Source organism: uncultured Dysosmobacter sp., assembly GCF_947631635.1.
In the GTDB taxonomy this organism is placed as follows: domain Bacteria; phylum Bacillota; class Clostridia; order Oscillospirales; family Oscillospiraceae; genus Oscillibacter.
Genome location: NZ_CANRMB010000001.1, coordinates 86,410 through 105,124 on the forward strand (window position 1 = coordinate 86,410; position 18,715 = coordinate 105,124).

At 55.3% G+C, this 18,715-nt stretch carries 20 protein-coding genes, 1 tRNA gene and 1 riboswitch; of the genes, 12 read left to right on the top strand and 9 right to left on the bottom strand.

What is annotated here, in order from left to right; all coding sequences use genetic code 11:
* Positions 1–60 precede the first annotated feature (60 nt).
* From Q0Z71_RS00365 to Q0Z71_RS00375, 3 genes are all read right to left on the bottom strand, one after another.
* Entirely contained in the window at positions 61–1,281 is a 1,221-nt protein-coding gene (locus tag Q0Z71_RS00365; RefSeq protein ID WP_298016546.1) for a PLP-dependent aspartate aminotransferase family protein, read from the bottom strand.
* 15 nt (positions 1,282–1,296) lie between these two features.
* Entirely contained in the window at positions 1,297–1,914 is a 618-nt protein-coding gene (locus tag Q0Z71_RS00370; protein WP_298016549.1) for a pyridoxamine 5'-phosphate oxidase family protein, read from the bottom strand.
* Positions 1,915–2,071: 157 nt separating this feature from the next.
* Positions 2,072–3,109, bottom strand: a complete 1,038-nt coding sequence (locus tag Q0Z71_RS00375) for an AraC family transcriptional regulator (protein WP_298016554.1) — start codon at positions 3,107–3,109, stop codon at positions 2,072–2,074.
* Positions 3,110–3,591: 482 nt separating this feature from the next.
* Between Q0Z71_RS00375 and Q0Z71_RS00380 the strand changes: the two genes are divergently transcribed.
* The 12 genes from Q0Z71_RS00380 (at position 3,592) to Q0Z71_RS00435 (ending at position 16,033) form a co-directional block, all read left to right on the top strand.
* Positions 3,592–5,337: an FAD-dependent oxidoreductase gene (locus Q0Z71_RS00380; RefSeq protein ID WP_298016557.1), complete on the top strand. Its 1,746-nt coding sequence runs from the start codon at positions 3,592–3,594 to the stop codon at positions 5,335–5,337.
* Entirely contained in the window at positions 5,327–8,203 is a 2,877-nt protein-coding gene (locus Q0Z71_RS00385; RefSeq protein WP_298016560.1) for a DMSO/selenate family reductase complex A subunit, read from the top strand. The genes Q0Z71_RS00380 and Q0Z71_RS00385 overlap by 11 nt, the downstream gene beginning before the upstream one ends.
* A 46-nt stretch (positions 8,204–8,249) precedes the next feature.
* Positions 8,250–8,359, top strand: a riboswitch (molybdenum cofactor riboswitch).
* The gene (locus tag Q0Z71_RS00390) at positions 8,338–9,063 is read left to right on the top strand and encodes a hypothetical protein (protein WP_298016563.1); all 726 of its coding nucleotides are present in this window, start codon (positions 8,338–8,340) and stop codon (positions 9,061–9,063) included. (Overlaps the previous riboswitch by 22 nt.)
* The gene (locus tag Q0Z71_RS00395; protein ID WP_298016566.1) at positions 9,060–9,506 is read left to right on the top strand and encodes a hypothetical protein; all 447 of its coding nucleotides are present in this window, start codon (positions 9,060–9,062) and stop codon (positions 9,504–9,506) included. Before Q0Z71_RS00390 ends, Q0Z71_RS00395 begins: the two co-directional genes overlap by 4 nt.
* Positions 9,503–10,660, top strand: a complete 1,158-nt coding sequence (locus Q0Z71_RS00400; protein WP_298016570.1) for a molybdenum cofactor guanylyltransferase — start codon at positions 9,503–9,505, stop codon at positions 10,658–10,660. Before Q0Z71_RS00395 ends, Q0Z71_RS00400 begins: the two co-directional genes overlap by 4 nt.
* A gap of 329 nt (positions 10,661–10,989) precedes the next feature.
* Positions 10,990–11,151, top strand: coding sequence for a DNA-binding protein (locus tag Q0Z71_RS00405; protein ID WP_298016573.1), 162 nt, complete (start codon positions 10,990–10,992; stop codon positions 11,149–11,151).
* Between the two features lie 368 nt (positions 11,152–11,519).
* Entirely contained in the window at positions 11,520–11,687 is a 168-nt protein-coding gene (locus tag Q0Z71_RS00410) for a hypothetical protein (RefSeq protein ID WP_298016575.1), read from the top strand.
* Between the two features lie 348 nt (positions 11,688–12,035).
* Positions 12,036–12,365, top strand: a complete 330-nt coding sequence (locus tag Q0Z71_RS00415) for a hypothetical protein (RefSeq protein ID WP_298016578.1) — start codon at positions 12,036–12,038, stop codon at positions 12,363–12,365.
* A complete protein-coding gene (gene mobP3, locus Q0Z71_RS00420) occupies positions 12,353–14,110 on the top strand; it encodes a MobP3 family relaxase (protein WP_298016581.1) in 1,758 nt (585 codons plus the stop codon). The genes Q0Z71_RS00415 and mobP3 overlap by 13 nt, the downstream gene beginning before the upstream one ends.
* A 110-nt stretch (positions 14,111–14,220) precedes the next feature.
* On the top strand, positions 14,221–14,433 hold the full coding sequence (locus Q0Z71_RS00425) for a helix-turn-helix domain-containing protein (RefSeq protein ID WP_298016584.1): 213 nt from the start codon (positions 14,221–14,223) through the stop codon (positions 14,431–14,433).
* A 134-nt stretch (positions 14,434–14,567) separates the two neighbouring features.
* Positions 14,568–14,876 (top strand): DUF6809 family protein, encoded by a 309-nt coding sequence (locus Q0Z71_RS00430; RefSeq protein WP_298016587.1) that lies wholly within the window; start codon positions 14,568–14,570, stop codon positions 14,874–14,876.
* On the top strand, positions 14,876–16,033 hold the full coding sequence (locus Q0Z71_RS00435) for a site-specific integrase (RefSeq protein ID WP_298016590.1): 1,158 nt from the start codon (positions 14,876–14,878) through the stop codon (positions 16,031–16,033). The genes Q0Z71_RS00430 and Q0Z71_RS00435 overlap by 1 nt, the downstream gene beginning before the upstream one ends.
* A gap of 227 nt (positions 16,034–16,260) precedes the next feature.
* Here the strand turns inward: Q0Z71_RS00435 and Q0Z71_RS00440 are convergent.
* The 6 genes from Q0Z71_RS00440 to Q0Z71_RS00465 form a co-directional block, all read right to left on the bottom strand.
* Positions 16,261–16,423, bottom strand: a tRNA-Ser gene (locus Q0Z71_RS00440).
* A gap of 39 nt (positions 16,424–16,462) precedes the next feature.
* Positions 16,463–17,146 (bottom strand): lysozyme, encoded by a 684-nt coding sequence (locus Q0Z71_RS00445; protein ID WP_298016593.1) that lies wholly within the window; start codon positions 17,144–17,146, stop codon positions 16,463–16,465.
* Positions 17,139–17,456 (bottom strand): hypothetical protein, encoded by a 318-nt coding sequence (locus tag Q0Z71_RS00450; RefSeq protein ID WP_298016596.1) that lies wholly within the window; start codon positions 17,454–17,456, stop codon positions 17,139–17,141. The genes Q0Z71_RS00445 and Q0Z71_RS00450 overlap by 8 nt, the downstream gene beginning before the upstream one ends.
* Before the next feature lie 340 nt (positions 17,457–17,796).
* A complete protein-coding gene (locus Q0Z71_RS00455; RefSeq protein WP_298016599.1) occupies positions 17,797–18,186 on the bottom strand; it encodes a hypothetical protein in 390 nt (129 codons plus the stop codon).
* On the bottom strand, positions 18,183–18,437 hold the full coding sequence (locus Q0Z71_RS00460; protein WP_298016603.1) for a hypothetical protein: 255 nt from the start codon (positions 18,435–18,437) through the stop codon (positions 18,183–18,185). Before Q0Z71_RS00460 ends, Q0Z71_RS00455 begins: the two co-directional genes overlap by 4 nt.
* A 106-nt stretch (positions 18,438–18,543) precedes the next feature.
* Complete coding sequence (locus tag Q0Z71_RS00465) at positions 18,544–18,702, bottom strand: hypothetical protein (RefSeq protein WP_298016607.1); 159 nt, start codon at positions 18,700–18,702, stop codon at positions 18,544–18,546.
* Between the last annotated feature and the right edge of the window lie 13 nt (positions 18,703–18,715).

Genomic DNA, 18,715 nt, shown 5'->3' on the forward strand with positions numbered 1-18,715 from the left:
TTTTCCTCCCCTTTTGTTGCCGTGCCGCGTGAATTTGATTTTCCTGATTTGAAAGTAGTATTACAGCGCGGCAAATGCCTGCTCAAAATCACGAATGAGGTCCTCTACATTTTCCAGGCCCACAGACAGCCGGATCAGGCCGTCGGAAATACCGGCTTTTTCCTTGTCCTCCTTGGAGACGCGGGCGTGTGTCATGCTGGCGGGATGTTCGATCAGAGTATCAGGATCACCCAGAGAAACAGCGATCTGCGCCAGGCCCAGGTTGTTCAGCAGTTTGGCGCCGGCATCGTAAGCAGAGAGACCGTTGATGCCGTCCTTCAGCTCGAAAGAGATCATGCCGGTAAAGAGGCCCTCCTGCATCTGGCTGGCGGCCAAAGCATGCTGGGGATGGCTCTCCAAGCCCGCGTAATACACACGCTCCACAAAGGGAGATGCCTCCAGGTATCTGGCCATCACCATAGCGTTGGCACAGTGCTGGCGGACCCGCATGCCCATGGTCTTCATGCTCCGAATGACCAGATAGGCATTGAAGGGAGCAAGCGCCGTACCGCAGAAGCGAGTCATGGCGCTGTTGCGGACTTTGTCCATGTCCTCCTTGGAACCCACGGCCACACCACCGATAACATCACCGTGACCATTGTAGTACTTCGTCAGGGAGTGGACCACAATATCGGCACCCAGCTTTACAGCAAACAGGATCGGGGGCGGAGTGAAGGTGCTGTCCACCACCATTTTCAGTCCATGCGCCTTGGCGATCTTGGACATGGCCGCCACATCCGTTACTGTCATCAAGGGGTTGGCCACCGTCTCAAAGTACAGCATCTTCGTATTGGGACGGACGGCTGCCTCCACCTCCTCCGGCTTCGTCGTGTCCACAAAGGTCACATCGATACCGAACTGTGCAAGGTTCGTGCCCATGATGTGGTTTGTACCGCCGTAGACACACTGGCCGCATACCACATGATCGCCAGCCCTCAGGAATGCCACCATCACACAGCCAATGGCGCCCAGACCGGACGCGGTGGAAACCGCGGCTTCCGCGCCCTCGATGGCAGCGATCTTCTCCTCCAGCACAGAGTTTGTGGGGTTGCCGGAGCGTGAATAATAATAGCCGGGGATCTCACGCATGATCTTCTTCTGCCCCTCTTCCACCGTCTCATAGCAGAAGGTGGATGTCTGGTAGATGGGAGTCGCCAAAGCCCCCCACTCCTTGTCGCGGTGCTGGCCAGCGTGGATGAATGCCGTATCAAAGCCTGCGGTAGAGAGATCAAACTTTTCCATAATCACACTTTCCTTTCAATCGTCTAAATATCCCAAATACCGTTTGTTGCGGATCTCGTCAGGTCTTTCTGATAGCAAATCAGTGATATCGTATGGTGTATTGTCCTCCGGCACACCATATACGTCCGGAAAGGGAACATCCTCCGGGCAGCGAACAGGGGTCTCCGTTTTTCCGGACACATCCTGCCAGTCGCATGTGATCATGTACATGTTCATGCCGGCAATGCCCTTTGGATTCTTGCAGTCCTTCCGGTGGGTTTTGCAAAACAGCGCCTGCAGTGCCGCGTCGCAGGCTTCCGGCTCCGCGTCAAGGTCCATCTTCCGTATCCGGCCGAAAGCCATCACAGAGCGGTAGTCGTGAACATGGCCTTTATAGGGGCGATCCGGAAAGTTTCGCCATGCCGCAAAGGAGCAGCACACCAAGGGGGATTTTTCAATGAGTTTTAACATATAGCCTTCCTTGGCAGTGTGAATGAAAATCAGCAGATTTTCCTCTGTGGCCGTATAGCCATAACACATGGGGACAACATAGGCGTTTCGCCTGTCCTGAAATCCAATATGTACGATTTCGCATTGATCCAAAATCGCGGAAATAACCGCTGGATCATAGACAAACTGTTCATATCGCAGCAAAGTGCTGGCCTCCCTTTGCAATTTAGAAAAAGGAATGTACACATCTCCCTCTTGAGAAAAGTGTACATTCCTTTTTTTGTCGATTCATTTCTTTCCTTTGGTACTTTTCTGCCATAATTTCTAAACAGGGGAAATGTTTGAACAAAACATGCGGTATTTATAAAAATCCCCTCAATCTGTCCACAATCTCCTCCAATTGGTCGCAATATTCCCGCAAAAGGGCCCTATTACCCTCTTCAGCAGGCTGCGGCTGCACGGTTCCTTCAAGCCCCATGCCGCACCGCACCAGCAATTTTTCAGCCTCCGCATCCGGCTTGGGAAGATATTTATCCGCCCCCTGCGGTATTCGAAGCGCGGAATTCTGTCTCAGTGCCTGACGGTATTCCTGCGGTGTCCGCCCGCAATACTTTTTCATGCTGGCAGAAAAGGACTTGCTGTCCGGAAAGCCGTGATCCAGCGCGATACTGACAATAGAACGATCCTCGTCGCCCAAAGCCTCCAGCGCATGGCGAAGCCGCACCCGAATGATATAGTCATTGAAGAGGATGCCGGTGCTTTTCTTAAACAGTGTGGACAGGTATGTGCGGTTATACTGCACATGGGAGGACACCTCCTCCAGCGTCAGCTTTTGGTCAAAATTGGTCTCGATGTAGCTCATGACCCGCTGCAATGTTTCCTTCTCCTTGCCCTTGCCCTGTTTTTGCTCGGTGATGTGGGTCGGAAAGTGGAGCATCAGTTCACCCAGCAGCGCGGTCATATAGTGGATAGAGAGGTTATGGGCCAGCGGATCCTCCTCAAAAGCATAGACAAAGGAACGTGCCAGCAGGAACCGCAGCTGCGCGAACATGGGTTCTCTTCTGCTAGCCGGCGATGATGCGCATTCGATCTGCAATGTGCTGACCTCCATAGAAAATTGTCTTTGGAAAAAGGAGGGAGCCACTTCGCAAATCAATACCAGGCTTTCCAAATCCCGCAGGAACATGGAGTGTCCGCAATTGGAATTGATCAGCAGCATATCATCCTGTTCCAGCAGATAACACCGCCCGTCAGCGAATACTTCAGCGGTCCCCTTGAGGACCAGCATAAATTCCAGTGGTTTATGCCAGCAGAACTGGTAATTGCCGCCGCTCATTAAATAGTGCTCCAATAAAAGCTGCCCGTCCTGCTGTACCATCGCATGATACCGCGTTTCCATCCAGTCTCCTCCTGCCGATCAATTTTTTTATAGTATATCGGATTTTGCTTTTATCAGCAACGTTTTCTTTTCAATTTTACGAGATCTGTTTTCCATTCCCTCCATGTTCCCGACTCAGTTTTGGATCCCATATTTCTTGTTGAGTTCTGACAGGTGATTCCTTTGGAGAAACGCATCGTCCGAAATCTGAACATTCGCCCTGTTCCGGTTCTGACCTTTGTGTTTGGCAGATAAAGAACAAAACATTTGGATTGATAACGAACTCCACATTTTATACAGTTTTTATAGCACCTGCGGCAGAGTCCGCCGGATAGCGCTTCCCCCTGCGCCAATTTTTTGACTCATTGCTTTGGAGGCCCACGATGGAACAACTCGGTTTTTTATATGACACCACCCGCTGCGTTGGGTGCAAGGCCTGCCAAGTTGCCTGTAAGGAAAAAAACAAGCTTGGCACTGGCGACTTTTTTCGGAGAGTAGATACCATGTTCGATGCCACCAGCGGTAAAAAGGTCCATTTCTCCGGCGCGTGCAATCACTGTAAAGATCCCGCCTGTGTGGCGGTCTGTCCCACTGGTGCCATGTATATCGCCGCGGACGGCACTGTACAGCATAATGACGAACTGTGCGTGGGCTGCGGCCGCTGCGTCCATCACTGCCCCTACGGCGCCCCCTCTCTCAATAAAGTCACTGGCTATGCGCAAAAATGCGACTCCTGCGCAGCACTGCGTCAAGCTGGGCAGGACCCGGTCTGTGTAGCGGCATGCCCTACCCGGGCCCTGCGATTCGGTCCACTGAAAGAGTTTCAGGGGGAAAAGGGCGTAGTCCCCAGTGATACGCTGTCCTTCCTCCCGCCAGCTGCCCGCACCTCTCCCTCTTTTCTCCTGCGCCGCAAGACTGACACACCGCCCGTCTCTGCGGGCGGCGCCAGCTGCGGTTCGCCGGCCGTTCAGCCACACAAAGAGTACGGGGCGTTCCGCCGCGATACCGATCAGCGTTTTCTGATCCTGGGCGGCGGTGTGGCCGCGGTCTCCGCCGCAAAAGCTATTCGTGCCAGAAACGCCACAGCCGCCATCCGCATGGTCAGCTGTGAAGACCGCCTCCCCTATTGCAGGCCCATGCTGTCCAAAGGCTTGTTGGGCAGTTTTTCCGAGGACCGTTACCCTGTGGTCAGCCTCCAGTGGCTGGAGGAAAACAACATTGCGTTGACTCTGGGCCGAACGGTTTCAACATTAGACAGCGCCGCGCATACCGTGACGCTGGATGATGGGACGAAGATTCCCTTTGACAAATGTATTTACGCGCTGGGAGCCAGATGCTTTGTGCCTCCCATCTCCGGCCATGAAAAGGTCGGCGTGTTTACCCTGCGCTGCGATACGGACCTGCGGGCCATCCGCAGGCAGATGCTTACCGCCTCCCACGCCGCGGTCATCGGCGGCGGGATCACCGGTTTGGAGCTTGCCTGGGAATTGAAAAAAGCGGGCCTGCATGTGACGGTTCTGGAGATGGCTCCGGTATTGATGGGCCGCCTGTTAGATGAACAAAGCTCCCAGTATTTGCGCCGCTGCATAGAGGCGGCCGGTGTGGATGTCGTCACCGGTGTCCAAATCAAGGCCTTGGAGGGCGGCAGCGCTGTGGAATCCATCTTGCTGGAGGATGGACGTGTGTTCCCGGCGGAGTTGGTAGTGCTTTCCACCGGCTTCAGAGCCAATATAGATGTTGCTGCTCAGGCGGGCTTGAACGTGGGCAGGGCCATCACGGTCACAGCCGCGATGGAGACCAGCTGTCCCGATATCTACGCCTGCGGTGACTGCACAGACCGGAGCATGTCCACTTGGATGCAGAGCGTCCGGCAGGGAGAGACAGCCGGTGCCAACGCCGCGGGAGATACGCTGGAGTTCCATGCGGAACCGGAACCCGCCATGGTACATACCGCGGGGATCTCCCTGCTGTCCATCGGCGATATGGGTAAACATCCGGACAAGGTCTACCGTCTGGTATATGCTGCCGCGCAAGAGGATGCAGGGCGCTTTGCCGTCAATCCCAAAGCCGTCCAGCGGCAGGGGACATATTATGCCCTGTGTTTCCACGATGACCACATGGTGGGAGCCACTCTGATCGGCGATCTTGGCAGTATGCTTTTGATCCAGGATGCCGTAAGACAGCAGTGGAGTGAAGCGCAGTTTTTTGAAGCCGCGGAAAGAAAGGGGATCATGATCCATGCCCAGTGATATTCTGAAAGATTGGCTGCGCTGCAGCTGGTTCACACAATTCTTCTCCGACTTTCCCGCCTGGTGCAGCACAGCAAAACAGGCGCCGCTCTTTGCCAAGCCCTGGCATGAACTTCTTTCCTCCAGGGACAGCGCATGTCTCCAGCAGGAATATGACGACCTGATGAAAGGAACGAACGCCGAGATCTATATTCCCCTGTGGGCCTCTGTCTGCAAATTTGAGGATGGAAGCCTGCTGGATGAGACCACGCTGAAAGTGGTGCAGTTTTATCACAGGTGGGGATACGCCCCCGTGGAGATGGACGGCAATCCCCCTGACTATATTGGTCAGCAGACCCGCTTCCTGTGCTATCTGTATGCCTGCGCGCTCCATGAGGCGGAACGGGGCGGAGACACGGCTCCATATCTGGCCGCGGCGGAAGAATTTACGACCCTGTATCTGCTGGACACAGTCCGCGTGATTGCGCGGGAGCTCCGGCGCTTTGCTGCCAGCGAGCTGTTTTCCACAGTCGCGGACGCGTTGGTGGCATTGGTCCGGCGGGATGGCTCTGAATGCCTCGCTGCTGAAAAGCCCGAGGTATATGCAAAACTTCTGGAGTGCTATGACAGCTACCGCCTTGGCCGCGGCCGGGAGATCGCGGATGGCCGGCAGACCGTGATTCGCACCGGCGGCCGGAACAACTGCGGCGGAAAATGCGCCATTCGGGCAACTGCACAGGACGGCTGCATTCTCCATGTGGAGACTGGCTGTGATATCGGCCTGCCTCAGCTCCGGGCCTGTGTCCGCGGCCGCGGCTATCGCAAGACGTACCTGAGCGGCCAGCGGCTTCGCTACCCCATGAAGCGTATCGGAAAGCGCGGCGAGGGGCGGTTCCAGCGCATCTCCTGGCAGGAGGCTGCGGACCTGATCGCCTCAGAGTGGGTGCGGATCCGTGACGCCTATGGGCCGGGATCCAGATATGTCAACTACGGCCTCGGCGTAAATGCGGTGATCCGTCCCGACATGCTGGTCAAGCGCCTTCTCAATCAAGACGGCGGCTACTTGGGCTTTTACGGCTCTTACAGTTTTGCCTGTGCCCAGTTCGTCACACCTTATATCTATGGAGACGCTTTCAGCGGAAACAGCGTGGAGGATCTTCCCAATACCAGGCTCCTGATTCTCTGGGGCCACAATCCGTCAGAAACCGTATACTCTCCGCAAGGCAATTATTTCATTGCTCAGGCAAAGGAGCGGGGGGCCAAGGTCATTGTGATCGATCCCAGAGAAAGTGACACGGTCATTGCCATTGCTGACCAGTGGGTCCCCATTAAACCCTCCACGGACGGCGCCCTGGCTGCGGCCATGGCCTATGTCATTTGGTCCGAGGGACTGCAGGATCAGCATTTCATGGATATGTACTGCCTCGGTTTTGACGCCAGTCACATGCCGGACGGTGTTCCTGAAGAGCTGAACTATCACGATTACCTGTTCGGCAGGCTGGACGGCGTGGAAAAAACACCGGCGTGGGCGGAGTCCATCACCGGGGTGCCCGCCGCTGTGATCGAGGAGCTGGCCAGAGAGTATGCTACCACGAAGCCCGCCTGCCTGCTGCCGGGACTTGGCAATCAGCGCATCGGCAATGGTGAACAGACGGTTCGGGCCATGGCCATGCTTGCCTGCCTGACCGGCAATGTGGGAATTCCAGGCGGCAGTGCCGCGGGCATGGGATTTGGCCGGGAGGAGCCTGTGCCGGTATTTCCTCTGGGACAAAGCGGGTATCCAGGCGTCATCTCCTGTTTCCTGTGGACAAAGGCCATTGAGGAGGGTTCCAAAATGACCCGCCTGAAAGACGGCGTGCAGGGAATGGAACAGCTGGAAAGCGATGTCAAATTGGTGTTCAACCTGGCCGGAAATGCACTGATCAATCAGCACGCAGATATCAATCACTCCATCCGTGTGCTTGAGGACACCAGCAAGTGCGAGTTCCTGGTCTGTTCGGACGTCTTTATGACTCCCAGTGCAAAATTCGCGGATCTGCTTCTCCCCGCCCCCTCATTCCTGGAGGATGACAATATTGCCGCTCCTTGGCGGCTGGGCCATTACCTGCTTCGCAACAACAAAGTGATCGCCCCCATCTTTGGGTGCAGAACAGAGTACGACTGGCTGTCAGACGTGGCAAAGCGGCTGGGCCTGTGGGAGGCTTGGTCCGAGGGGCGTGAAACACAGCAGGAATGGCTGGAGCATCTATATCATGAACTGCGCCAGAAGAACAGCGAGCTGCCGGATTATGAGACTTTCTGCAGAAACGGAGGCCACACATACAAAAACGCCGTATCCTATATTGCCTATGCGGACCAGATCCGTGACCCGGAGCACTATAAATTTGGAACGCCCTCCGGAAAGATCGAGATATTCTCCAAGCGGCTGTACGATATGAATAACCCCAAAGAGATCCCGGCAATCCCCGCTTATGTGCCCTGCCCTGAGGGTCCTGATGATCCTCTTCGGGAAACATATCCGCTCCAACTGATCGGCTGGCACACCAAGCGCCGCTGCCATTCCATCCACGACAACAACCCGTGGATGGAGGAGGTGGAACCCCAGCGGATGTGGATGCACCCGGATGACGCCCGGACCAGGGGAATTTCCACCGGGGATATCGCAGAGGTCTATAATGACCGTGGCCTGCTGCGCATCCCTGTCATAGTCACCCCCCGGGTGATAAAGGGCGTAGTGGCCATCCCGGAGGGGGCGTGGTACACCCCTGGCAAGGATGGCATCGATACGCGGGGGTCCATCAACGTGCTGACATCCACCCGTCCAACGCCCCTTGCAAAGGGAAATCCCCAGCACACCAATCTGGTGGAGGTCCGGCGGTATTTTTGATTTTTCTCCGTCTGCGATGAAGCTGCAAAAATCCTGACAATTTCATAACCTGAAACATCTCCGAGCCTTTCTGCCTAAAGGAAACCATGGCAGTCTGGCCTGGGCCGTTCCGGAAACAGGGCGGCCTTCCGTGCTTGAAAAGGGGACTGGGATCATGCGAGGCCTTCCGCGCTGGAAGCGTCCTTATCCCGATTGCCTATTTTTCTCTTTTAGTCAGCAAGAGCCGGAAGAATGTATTCTTCCGGCTCTTGCTTCTTGTAAAGAAAGGAAATCGTATTTTGAAAAATAACCGATTAAAGAGAATAATCTTTTTTGCATTGTGCTGCGACTTCGGCCTGTTTGCCAAGCGGCTCATCGCCCCTTTGACCAATATGATCACAGACGCGCTCCATATCCCCGGTGGGATCGCCACCAGTTTTTCCCTGATGTTTTTAGTCATTGCGGCGATTCTGATGCCCGGAGGTTTTTGCAGTACGATCATGAGCGCTGCTCAAAGCGTGATCGCTTTCTCCTTCGGAATGGTGGGCAGTATGGGATTACTGGCCCCCATCGGATATATTGTCCCTGGATTTGCGATCGACCTCGTTTTGATGGCAACAGCAGGGGGGGCGCTCCCCTGTGCAGACCGTATGGCGCTGGCTAACGGTATCGCTGCTGCCAGCGCAGCTTTTACAGCCAACTGTATCGTATTTCATCTGAGAGGGATCGTGCTGCTGCTGTATGTATGTACCGCGTTTTCTTCCGGCATCTTCTGCGGACTGCTGGGCTCAAAGATCGTACAGCGTTTGGCACCGGTCTTTCGGGCAGAAGTCAAATACAGTTTTAAAACACGAAAAGGAAAGGAAGAGCTCTCTATATGAAAAAGAAACGGGTACGCATTCTGCTGGTTGGAATCTTTCTGATGACTGTCGCAGTCGCGTTTGTTTATTTGACTACGCGGTCTGCCGCACCAACGGGGGTGGTGCAGGTCATCTCTGGCGAAAAAACAGCGGAGGTCTGTCTATCCGACCTGGATCTGCGCTCTGTACAGGGAACGATCTCCAACGCAAAAGGGGACATCACCGCAGTAGATGCCTTGGGAATTCCGCTGGAAAAGCTTCTTGCCGACATTGGTATCACAGAGTATACCACGGTTTCTATTATTTCGGACGATGCGTATCACGCGGACTTATCCGCTGCGGAACTGCACGGCGAACGGGAGGTATACCTTGTCGCGGAAGGAGAACAGGCAAGATTGATCGTGTTTGGCGATGCCAACAGTAAGCGCAACGTATCCCATGTTGTGAGAATAGATGTCGTATGATCCCATTCTTTAGCCATCGCAATCAGATCTATCCGGCTGTCTGGAATGGACGCGGCGCCGTGGAAAAACATTTTACGCACATAGAGGACTGGCAGCGGGAATATGATATCTATCGCATCATGCAAATGCCGCATCCGGAATTGTTGGAAGCGGCGCCCAAGGTTTTGACAATAGCGCTTTGCCCGCAGCCCACAATGCTTGAGGAGCTGGAGAGGCAGGAATCTGCCGGGTTTGACCCCGCTCCCTGGCATGCACTCTCAGATTGGCTCCTTGGGTGCGAACGCACAGTCGGGCTGCTGCCCTCTGAGGGCAATCTGAGAAACTTTTTATGGGATGCCGAGCATAGAACCATTTGGGGGATCGATTTTGAAAATTACCTCCCGGCCTTGCCAAGCCAATGTGGAGCATCGCTGATTGCCGTGCTGCTGGAGTATACGCCCTCCGATACCCCCGTGAAGCAAGCAGCAGCTGCACTGCTCACAGAGCGGCTGGATGCGTCAGCTTCAGCGATCCATGCGGCACGTATCAGCCTGCAGCAGGCCAGAGAGAAGAGAAGGCGGAAGGCGTTTTCCGGAATCGTATTGGCAGGCGGCCGTTCGAGCCGTATGGGGCGCAGCAAAGCCGGATTATGCTTATGCGGCAAGACATTTTTAGAGTGGCAGATTGAGAAACTCAGGTCCTTGGAAATTACAGATATTCTTCTTTCCGGAGCCAACTGTCCCACGATACCTGGCACCCGAAGAATACCGGATTTATTGGCGGACCGCGGGCCATTAGGCGGACTTCACGCCTGCCTGCAAGCTGCAAAGTGTCCGCAATGCGTCGTATTGACCGTAGATATGCCCCTGCTTCCGGAATCTGTGCTTGCAAAGATGTGCCGCTGTCACGAAACGGAAGTGACAGTGCTGGAGCATGGCGGAATGCAGGAGCCTTTGGTTGGTGTGTATAACAGCGATGTCGCCGGACCAATCGCCGCATTGATCGCAGAGCATAGCGCACCTGTCCGCAAACTGTGGGAACGGGTTGATTGGTCTGCATTTGAATATGACGGCCCGGAGGAGTTGATTTTAAACTGCAACACGCCGGAAGAATTTGCTCAAGCAGAGCACTATGTCAGGCGTATTGCTGGGCAATACAGTTATATGTGTATCTAATACAAAATAATCTGGTTCAGTCGCTCAAAGACCAGCAGCATTCTGAGCGGCAGCAAGCTAATGTCCATGATACGCTGTCAATATCGTCCAATATCATCTATGCCCATATGCAAGATGGGTAAAATTTACGCCGCATATACAATGAAAAAAGCGCCCCTGGCAGTTACAAATGAACTGCCAGGGGCGCTTTGCTGTTCACAGCTCCGCCAGTTTTTCCTTCAACTCCCCATCCGTCAGCTCTCCCCGTTCAGCCTGCTCCAGGATCTTCTGCGCCTGGGCTGCGGAGGCATTCCACTCATCCACGCTGATCTTGCCTCGGACCTTTCTTTATGAAAGAATCGATTTACAACAACTACAACGACCTGCCGCTGGTTCTCACCGCAGAGATGGTATCTAAGATACTGGGCATATCGCTGTCCAGAGGGTATGAGCTGATGCATGAGCCGGGCTTCCCGGTGCTAAGAGACGGCAGCAGGGTGGTGGCCCCATAAGAGGCGTTTATTAATTGGGCGGAGGAGCACACGGGGGACGAAGTGAAGTGCCGAGTGTGTGCAAAGCATGATCCGCTGCGCAACTGTTTTCTGCTGCCAAACGAAATATATGCGTTCGGTCTGTCTCACGGCGCCATCGCCATCTATGGGTATCTCCTCTGCATTGAAAAGAGAAAGCCCTTTCAGGTGTATCCAGGTACAGAATCATTGACAGAGCGGGACACATAAGCATCAACACGGTGGCAAAATATGTGCGGGAGTTGGAAGAGCGGCAGCTCATCTGAACAGAATCGACCCCAGTCATCACGCAGAATGGCCGGAAGCGCAACTGCGCTCTGCAGTATCACATCCGGCCCATTCAGGAGGCAGTGGACTTCCACAACGAGCGGCAGATGCAAGCCCTGGAAGCGGCAGTAGAACGGCAAAGCACCCAAGCCAAGGTGTCCGCCTCTCGTCACCCCCAGGAGCCGCTGTGCGGAGCGTTGATGGAAGCCCAGGGGCCCAGAGCCCGGCTGGAGATGGCAAGGCCAACATAGGGCCGTTTCCGGGGAACGAAGGAACAGCGGGGAACGAAGGAACAGCAGGATAAAGGACAGACGCCGCAAGCGGCCCCTGCCCAAACCACTTCTGCCCGCAGTGCGGGCAATTGACGGGGATTTCCGGGATATCAAAGGTGACGTCTGTTTTAGCAACAAAAATGGCCTCTGGCATCTATGCCCCTCAACTCCGCTGTTTCCAAGGGATTGAGCGGCGTCTGAGCCCCACATTTCAAGAATTTCGGAGGTATTATGAACAAAGACACACGAGAGCGGTTAAGCCTGCGGGTCTCGTCGGTGACCAGTTATCGACTGCATGCTGCATACAAAAGATCCGGCTGCCGCAGCATGAACGAACTGGCTGAGCAGGCAATCAATTTTTATCTGGACTATCTGGATACTGGCAGCGCCGGAGATTTTCTCCCCACGGCGCTGAAGTCCTACGTGGATGGCCGTCTGGGAAAGATGGAGGACCGATTGGCGGCGCTGTCCTTCAAGCAGGCGGTGGAGTTGGATATGCCCTCCGGCATTATTGCGGACAGTGTTCAGCTCGACGAGGACGACCTGCGCCGTCGCCGTGCGGAGAGCGTCAAAAATGTGAAGCGGACCAATGGACGCATCTCGTTCGAGCAGCGGGTGCGGGAAAGCTGGGAGGACGGAGACCCGTGGCAAGACTGATTGTCAAAAGTCCCTACATCCAGGGCAAGGGTGCGGGAGGTTACCTGAAGTACATCGGCACCCGTGACGGTGTGGAGCTGCTGCCCTCCGGCTACATGGCGTACATGGCGGAGCGCCCCCAGTCCTACGGGCTATTCGGTGACGAAGAGAGCGTGGACATGGACGCCGCCATGCAGGAGCTCAACGAGTACCCAGGCAACATCTGGACACACATCATCTCGCTCAAGCGGGAGGACGCAGAACGGCTGGGCTACGACAACGCCAAGGCATGGTGCAACCTGCTCCGCACCCACCGCAACGACATCGCCGCGGCGATGCACATCTCGCCCAAGGACTTCCGCTGGTGTGCTGCGTTCCACAATGAGGGCGATCACCCACACGTACACATGATGGCCTGGTCAGCAAAGCCAGGACAGGCATATCTCAATAAGGATGGCATCCGCAAGATCAAGTCCGAGCTGACCAACGATATCTTCCACATGGAGATGCTCCACCTGTATGAACAAAAGTCGGTGTCTCGTGATGAGCTGGTGCGTCAGGCCCGCAAAGCCATGCGGGAACTGACCGGACAGATGCAACACAGCATCTGCGATCTCCCGGAAGCGGAACAACTAGTCATGCAGTTGGCGGCGCAGCTGGAAACGGTCAAAGGGAAAAAGTCCTATGGCTATCTGCCCAAGTCAGTGAAGAAAACCGTGGACGAGATCGTAGATCAGATGGAGCAGCTCCCGGTGGTTAACGAATGCTACGAAGCATGGTGGACGCTTCAGTGCCAGGTGGATGACTACTATGCGGAGCGGGAACGTCAGCGTCCGCCGCTGTCACAGCAGAAAGAATTCCACCAGATCAAGAACGCGGTCATCCGGGAAGCGGAAAACATCCGTCTGGGTGTGGTCACCTTCGAGGACGGGGGTATTGCGACAGAGGATGAGCCGGAGGAAACTGCAGGTATCTCCTACGACTTCTGGGCGCTGCGGGACATCATTCAGAATGATGATCTGCCCATGGCGGAGCGAGACGAGTCCGTGGCGCGGCTGCAGCGTCTGGCGGAGGACGGCAACCCGCACGCGCAGTATCTCATGGGGAAGCTGTGGCGGGACGGTCCTCTGCTGACGCCGGACTGGGTAAACGCACGATACTGGTTCACGCAGGCAGCAGAGCAGGGATCAGGGGCGGCACAGTATGCGCTGGGCAAGTTGCTCCTCTCCGACGATCCAGAGGTCCGGGACCCGGACGAGGGCATCCGCTGGCTGAAGCGGGCCGCCCAGAACGGCAGCCAGTACGCCGCCTACCGGTTGGGGAAGCTGTATCTCCAAGGAGAACAGGTCCCGAAGGATGTGTCCAGAGCGCTGGAGTACCTGACCACCTCTGCCCAACTGGGAAACCAGTACGCCCAATATATGTTGGGTAAACTGTACCTCATGGGCCAGAGTGTGCCGCAGGACCAGGAACAAGCAATCCACTGGCTCACGCTGTCTACTGGCCAGGGGAATGCGTACGCGCAATTCTTCCTGGACCGGCAGGACGCGCTCCGTCCGCTATCCGTCATGCTGTCTGTAACCAAACTGCTTTATCACATGAGCAGGATATTCCAAGAGCAGCTCCCTGCCCCTGTCATCCCTGGCGGTATTAAGATGGACCGCAAGCTGCGCAGAAAGCTCCAGGAAAAGAAGATCGCCCTGGGCCATAAGCCGGATGACCATGAGGAACAGCAGCATGGCGGCTGGAACATGACCATGGGATGACCGCAGCTCCTGCGGGAGGTCCCCTCCATCAGATGGTGGGGAAATAAATCAACAAGACGAATGATAACAAAATAAAAGGCCCTTTTGATTGGAAGGGAGAAAGGATATCCATGAAAGAAGTAAAGTTTAAATTCTATGAAGAGCTTCCGCTGATGCTCTCGGTTCCCGAGATGGCGGCTGCACTGGGCATTTCCCGCGCCGGAGCCTATGAACTGGTTCGGACAGAGGAATTCCCTGCGTTGAAGATCGGCTCCCGTATCGTCATCCCCAAAGACAAACTTCAGGAGTGGGTGTACCAGAATACTGGGAAAAAGGAAACCTGATACAAAAATGGGGCTGCACTCAGATAACAGGGTGCAGCCCTGAAATTGATAACAATCTGATAACTCGACGCCGTTGAGATAGCTATTAAGGTCAGTGCATGATATGTTGTGTTGCTGACAGGAGGTGGCACACGATGCACGACTATATGAAAGCCTTGCAAGAGCGGTTCGATTTACCGTCACATAGGACAAACTGGCTGGAAAAGAAAGTGGCTAAGGCCTGCAGGCAGCTTGCTGGCAAGCTATCCAAGGCGGAAAGGAAAATGCTCCTGCGGTTGACCGATCTGGAGGACGAGTTGCGGGACGAAGCCAGGCTGGACAGCTTCATTGCGGGATTCAGACTAGCGCAGGGCATCCAGCAGGAACTGGATCCGCCATACAGCTTCGAGGATGAGCATGAACAAAAAGCCAGCGAACTGGCAGGACAGGAGGTGGCCACATAATGGGAAAGAAACGCGCCAACGGCGAGGGCAGCATCCGCAAGCGGAAGGATGGACGCTGGGAGGGCTTCTACACAGCGGCCTATGATCCGGTAACTGGAAAGCAGAAGCTCAAGAACGTGCTGGGTAGGACACAGGCGGAGGTCAAGGAAAAGCTGAAAAAGGCTATTGCGGACAGCCAGCGGCTGGACATGAACCGAAGCGGCACCCACACAGTGGGGAGTTGGATAAAAATGTGGTATGAGGTCTACGCCGAGCCTCGGCTTCGGGAGAAAACAAAAGACTACTATCTGAACTACATCGACAAGCACATCATCCCTAGCCTCGGAAATGTTCTGTTGGACAAGCTGACTACTATCCAGATTCAGAAATTCTACAACGACCTTCAGAAGAATGGCCGGGTGCGGCGATATAAGCACATTGAACTGAAAGACAAGGGCTTGAGTGTCCGGGTGGTCCACGGTATCCACACCCTGCTGAACAACTGCCTGGAACAGGCGGTGGCGGAACGGCTGATTCTGGTGAATCCTGCGAGGGGATGCAAACTGCCGAAAATGGAAAAACGGGAGATGAAGGTCCTGCCGGAAGACAAAATCAAGCCCTACCTGATGGAAGCGGACAAGCGCGGATTACTGGCTCCCTTCTATCTGGAACTGACCACGGGGCTGAGACGTGGGGAACTCCTCGCCCTCCTCTGGACAGACCTGGACGTGGAAAACAGGACAATCTCCATCACAAAGCAGGTAAACCGCATCAAGGGCGAGCTGGTAGTGAGCCAGCCGAAAACGCAGAACTCCGTCCGCGTCCTGCCAGTCTCACAGCAGGCGGTGGACCTGCTGGTGGAGGAGCACAAGAAGCATCCAGGAAATCCGTATATGTTCCCGTCACCCAAAACAGGCGGAATGTTTGATCCAGATTCCTTCCGGCACACCCATGAAAAGATTCTCAAGGTCATCGGCGCAGAGCACATTCGGTTCCATGACCTCAGACACACGTTCGCAACCTTATCGCTGAAGAATGGCATAGACGTGAAGACCCTGTCCAGCACCCTGGGACATTACAGCGCGGGCTTCACGTTGAGCACCTACACCCACGCCACGCCGGATATGATGCGGGAAGCGGCAGATACGATGGGGAATGTGATTGGGCAGGCCATATAGAATCCACAAAAAAGACGGCCAAAATTCTATATGGCGGAACCACGGAAAAACGGCGAAAAAGCGGCACCGGGCAGGGAAAATCCTGTCCGGTGCTGCCTTGTTCTGTCGGGTACTATCGTCGTATTGGTCAGCGTATTAGTCGGCACAGAAGTGTAAATTTTAGGGTTGACTTTTGACGGTGGAATACAAAGAAAAGTTCCTGATTTCTAGCGAAATCAGGAACTTTTTGGTGGAGACTACTGGACTCGAACCAGTGACCTCCTGCGTGTGAAGCAGAATTGTTGAAAAATGGTAGCAAATCAGAGGGAATAATACGGGGAAAACGGCACTTTTCGCCATAATATGTTGCTCTATTTGTTTTCATGTACGACCACTTTTCCGACCACTTCCGATGACGCATGAGGCCGATTTGCCTGATTTGGACACGGTTTATCCCACTGCCGCCTCCATCCCCGCAGCCTGTAGCTTTCTGTCGAAACCGCCGCCTCGGTAGACGAACACCAGCGTCCGCACCTGCTCGTGGGTCAGATTGATGATATCGCCGTTGCCGTCGGGGTCGGAGCCGTCGCCTTGGATGATCCCGGCCGTCATAAGCTGTTCGATGATGGGCCGGAACTTCTCCGGGACATCCTTCAAGTATTTGTAGGTATTCACGTTGCGTTCCTCCTCTGTAACAGGTGTGTTGAAAAGTGTCTGCTCCGCCGCCCTGCGCCGCATCAGGCCCACCAGGATCTCGCCTCCGGCCCGATTATACTTTGCCATGGCATCCCGAATCTGGGGCAGCGTGCGGCCTTTGCAAAGCGTTTTCAGACTGCCCACGCCGCAGTTGAAGGTAAAGGAGATCAGTGCGTCCCGCTGATTGGCGTTCAACTGGGCGGTCTGGGGGCAATAAACCGGATTATCCACCGCATTTGCGAACCGCTGGCAGTCCGCCACCAGAAGGGCGTCTGCCTGGGCCTGGGTGATGACCTGTCCCTCTTTTACATCAGGCCCGTAATGGCCCCAGCCGATGGTCCAGTATTTCTCCGTTGGGACGGCTTTGTACGCTTTCAGACGGCATCCCTCGAACTTTTTGATAAGCGCCAGTCCAGCGGCGCCAATAGGTCTACTCATTGCTCCCACCCGCCAGTCCTTTCAAGTGCTTGATAAGATCCTCATACAGTCCATCATATCCGTTCATGGCCACATATGCCACCACGAGGCCCGCTACTGCGCCGCTGGCGTACCAGTACCAGGTGGCCGTCACGCTGAAGATCTCCAGATAGGCAGCCGTGGCCGCCAGCGTCAGGGCCACGGCCACCACCGGAGCGATCAGCTTGGCGTGGTCCGCAAATACGCCGCACAGGCCTTTGATGACGTTGGTGAGCATGTTGGTTAGCGCCACCAGCAGAGGCAGAACCATCAAAATCGTTACGATATTCATATATTTCCTTTCCGGGCGCAAAAAAGCGCCCTGCCGTTTTGCACTTGACAATCCACGGCAGGGCGGTATAATGAAGATAGAAAGGGCGCTGCGACAAGCGGTTAGCCCGTGCGAGTTAGTGTATCAAGAACAAAGCCTTGAAACCGTCACCGTGCCGGGTGGCGGTTTCTGCTTTTCACGATGATCGTAACGGTGAACCGTCCGATATGTAACGTGATACGCATCGGCCTCACCTCCTTTCGGAGGATGTGACCAACCGCCTGCCGTTGTGCAGCGCCAGAGCTATCATACCATCAGCGCCGCTGGTTGTCAATTTTCGCCGTCACAGAGACGGCCTTTTTCATAGATCTCCCGTGCCCGAATCGGGCACATTCCCCAGGGCGGCGTCGTAGGTGATGCCGCCTTTTGTGTTTTCCTTGCAGCTCTTCTTGAAATAGTGCCCAAGCACGTAGCCTGTGGCGGCCTGCAAGGCCCCGATGAGCGTGGTGAGGTATGGGAGCGCCCCGCTGAACTGCCGCAGGATAGCGAGGCCGCAGAGGCCCAGGACGATGATCGTTGCCATGCTGTCCATGACCAGGACTCCCACAGCGATCAGTTTGGAGGTGGTCCACCGCTTGCGGCTCCGGTGCTTTCCCGCCCGCCGCCAAGCGCTGTCCTCCAGTTTGACGCCCCACACCATGCCGACCAGCAAAGCGGCGAATATGGCGGCCATCATGTACAGACCGTTCATTTGTGATACGCCTCCAGATCTCCGACGCGGTGGTTGATGACCTTAATCTGCTCCTGAATGACCGGGATTTTCTCCGCAAAATTATTGTGCTTGCGGACCTCCCGTGTCAGCTCCTCGATCCGCTCGGCGTTGATGGCCTGCTGCTTGTCCAGTTTGGCGTCCATCTCACGGGCGTTTTTGTTGTTGGCGATGACCACGCCCAGCAGGCTCAGCCCACCCGTGATCAGCGCCACGATAATTGCCTCGCTCACGTCTGCACCTCCTCCGCGGCCCCCAGGTCCTCTATACGATCAATAGGCATGTACATTCCTATCTCCTTTATTTGGGATGGCCCCCGCCGGAGCGGGGGCTTGTCCGTCAGGCCTCGGCGGTACCGCCGAACTCAGCGGGCACCAGCTCCGGCAGGCCGCACTCGTTGACCAGGATATCGGCCACCTGAGCCTTCAGCTTGGCGGGCACGGCGTTAAACTCCGTCTTGCCCAGGATCACGCGCTGCGCAAATAACATAGCCATCATTTCTGTACCTCCA

Bases quoted from the DNA above. Each gene is read 5' to 3' on its own strand.
- Q0Z71_RS00365 (WP_298016546.1), bottom strand. From the start codon at position 1,281: ATGGAAAAGTTTGATCTCTCTACCGCAGGCTTTGATACGGCATTCATC.
- Q0Z71_RS00375 (WP_298016554.1), bottom strand. From the start codon at position 3,109: ATGGAAACGCGGTATCATGCGATGGTACAGCAGGACGGGCAGCTTTTA.
- Q0Z71_RS00380 (WP_298016557.1), top strand. From the start codon at position 3,592: ATGTTCGATGCCACCAGCGGTAAAAAGGTCCATTTCTCCGGCGCGTGC.
- Q0Z71_RS00385 (WP_298016560.1), top strand. From the start codon at position 5,327: ATGCCCAGTGATATTCTGAAAGATTGGCTGCGCTGCAGCTGGTTCACA.
- Q0Z71_RS00395 (WP_298016566.1), top strand. From the start codon at position 9,060: ATGAAAAAGAAACGGGTACGCATTCTGCTGGTTGGAATCTTTCTGATG.
- Q0Z71_RS00400 (WP_298016570.1), top strand. From the start codon at position 9,503: ATGATCCCATTCTTTAGCCATCGCAATCAGATCTATCCGGCTGTCTGG.
- Q0Z71_RS00405 (WP_298016573.1), top strand. From the start codon at position 10,990: ATGAAAGAATCGATTTACAACAACTACAACGACCTGCCGCTGGTTCTC.
- Q0Z71_RS00415 (WP_298016578.1), top strand. From the start codon at position 12,036: ATGAACGAACTGGCTGAGCAGGCAATCAATTTTTATCTGGACTATCTG.
- Q0Z71_RS00425 (WP_298016584.1), top strand. From the start codon at position 14,221: ATGAAAGAAGTAAAGTTTAAATTCTATGAAGAGCTTCCGCTGATGCTC.
- Q0Z71_RS00430 (WP_298016587.1), top strand. From the start codon at position 14,568: ATGCACGACTATATGAAAGCCTTGCAAGAGCGGTTCGATTTACCGTCA.
- Q0Z71_RS00435 (WP_298016590.1), top strand. From the start codon at position 14,876: ATGGGAAAGAAACGCGCCAACGGCGAGGGCAGCATCCGCAAGCGGAAG.
- Q0Z71_RS00445 (WP_298016593.1), bottom strand. From the start codon at position 17,146: ATGAGTAGACCTATTGGCGCCGCTGGACTGGCGCTTATCAAAAAGTTC.
- Q0Z71_RS00450 (WP_298016596.1), bottom strand. From the start codon at position 17,456: ATGAATATCGTAACGATTTTGATGGTTCTGCCTCTGCTGGTGGCGCTA.
- Q0Z71_RS00455 (WP_298016599.1), bottom strand. From the start codon at position 18,186: ATGAACGGTCTGTACATGATGGCCGCCATATTCGCCGCTTTGCTGGTC.
- Q0Z71_RS00465 (WP_298016607.1), bottom strand. From the start codon at position 18,702: ATGATGGCTATGTTATTTGCGCAGCGCGTGATCCTGGGCAAGACGGAG.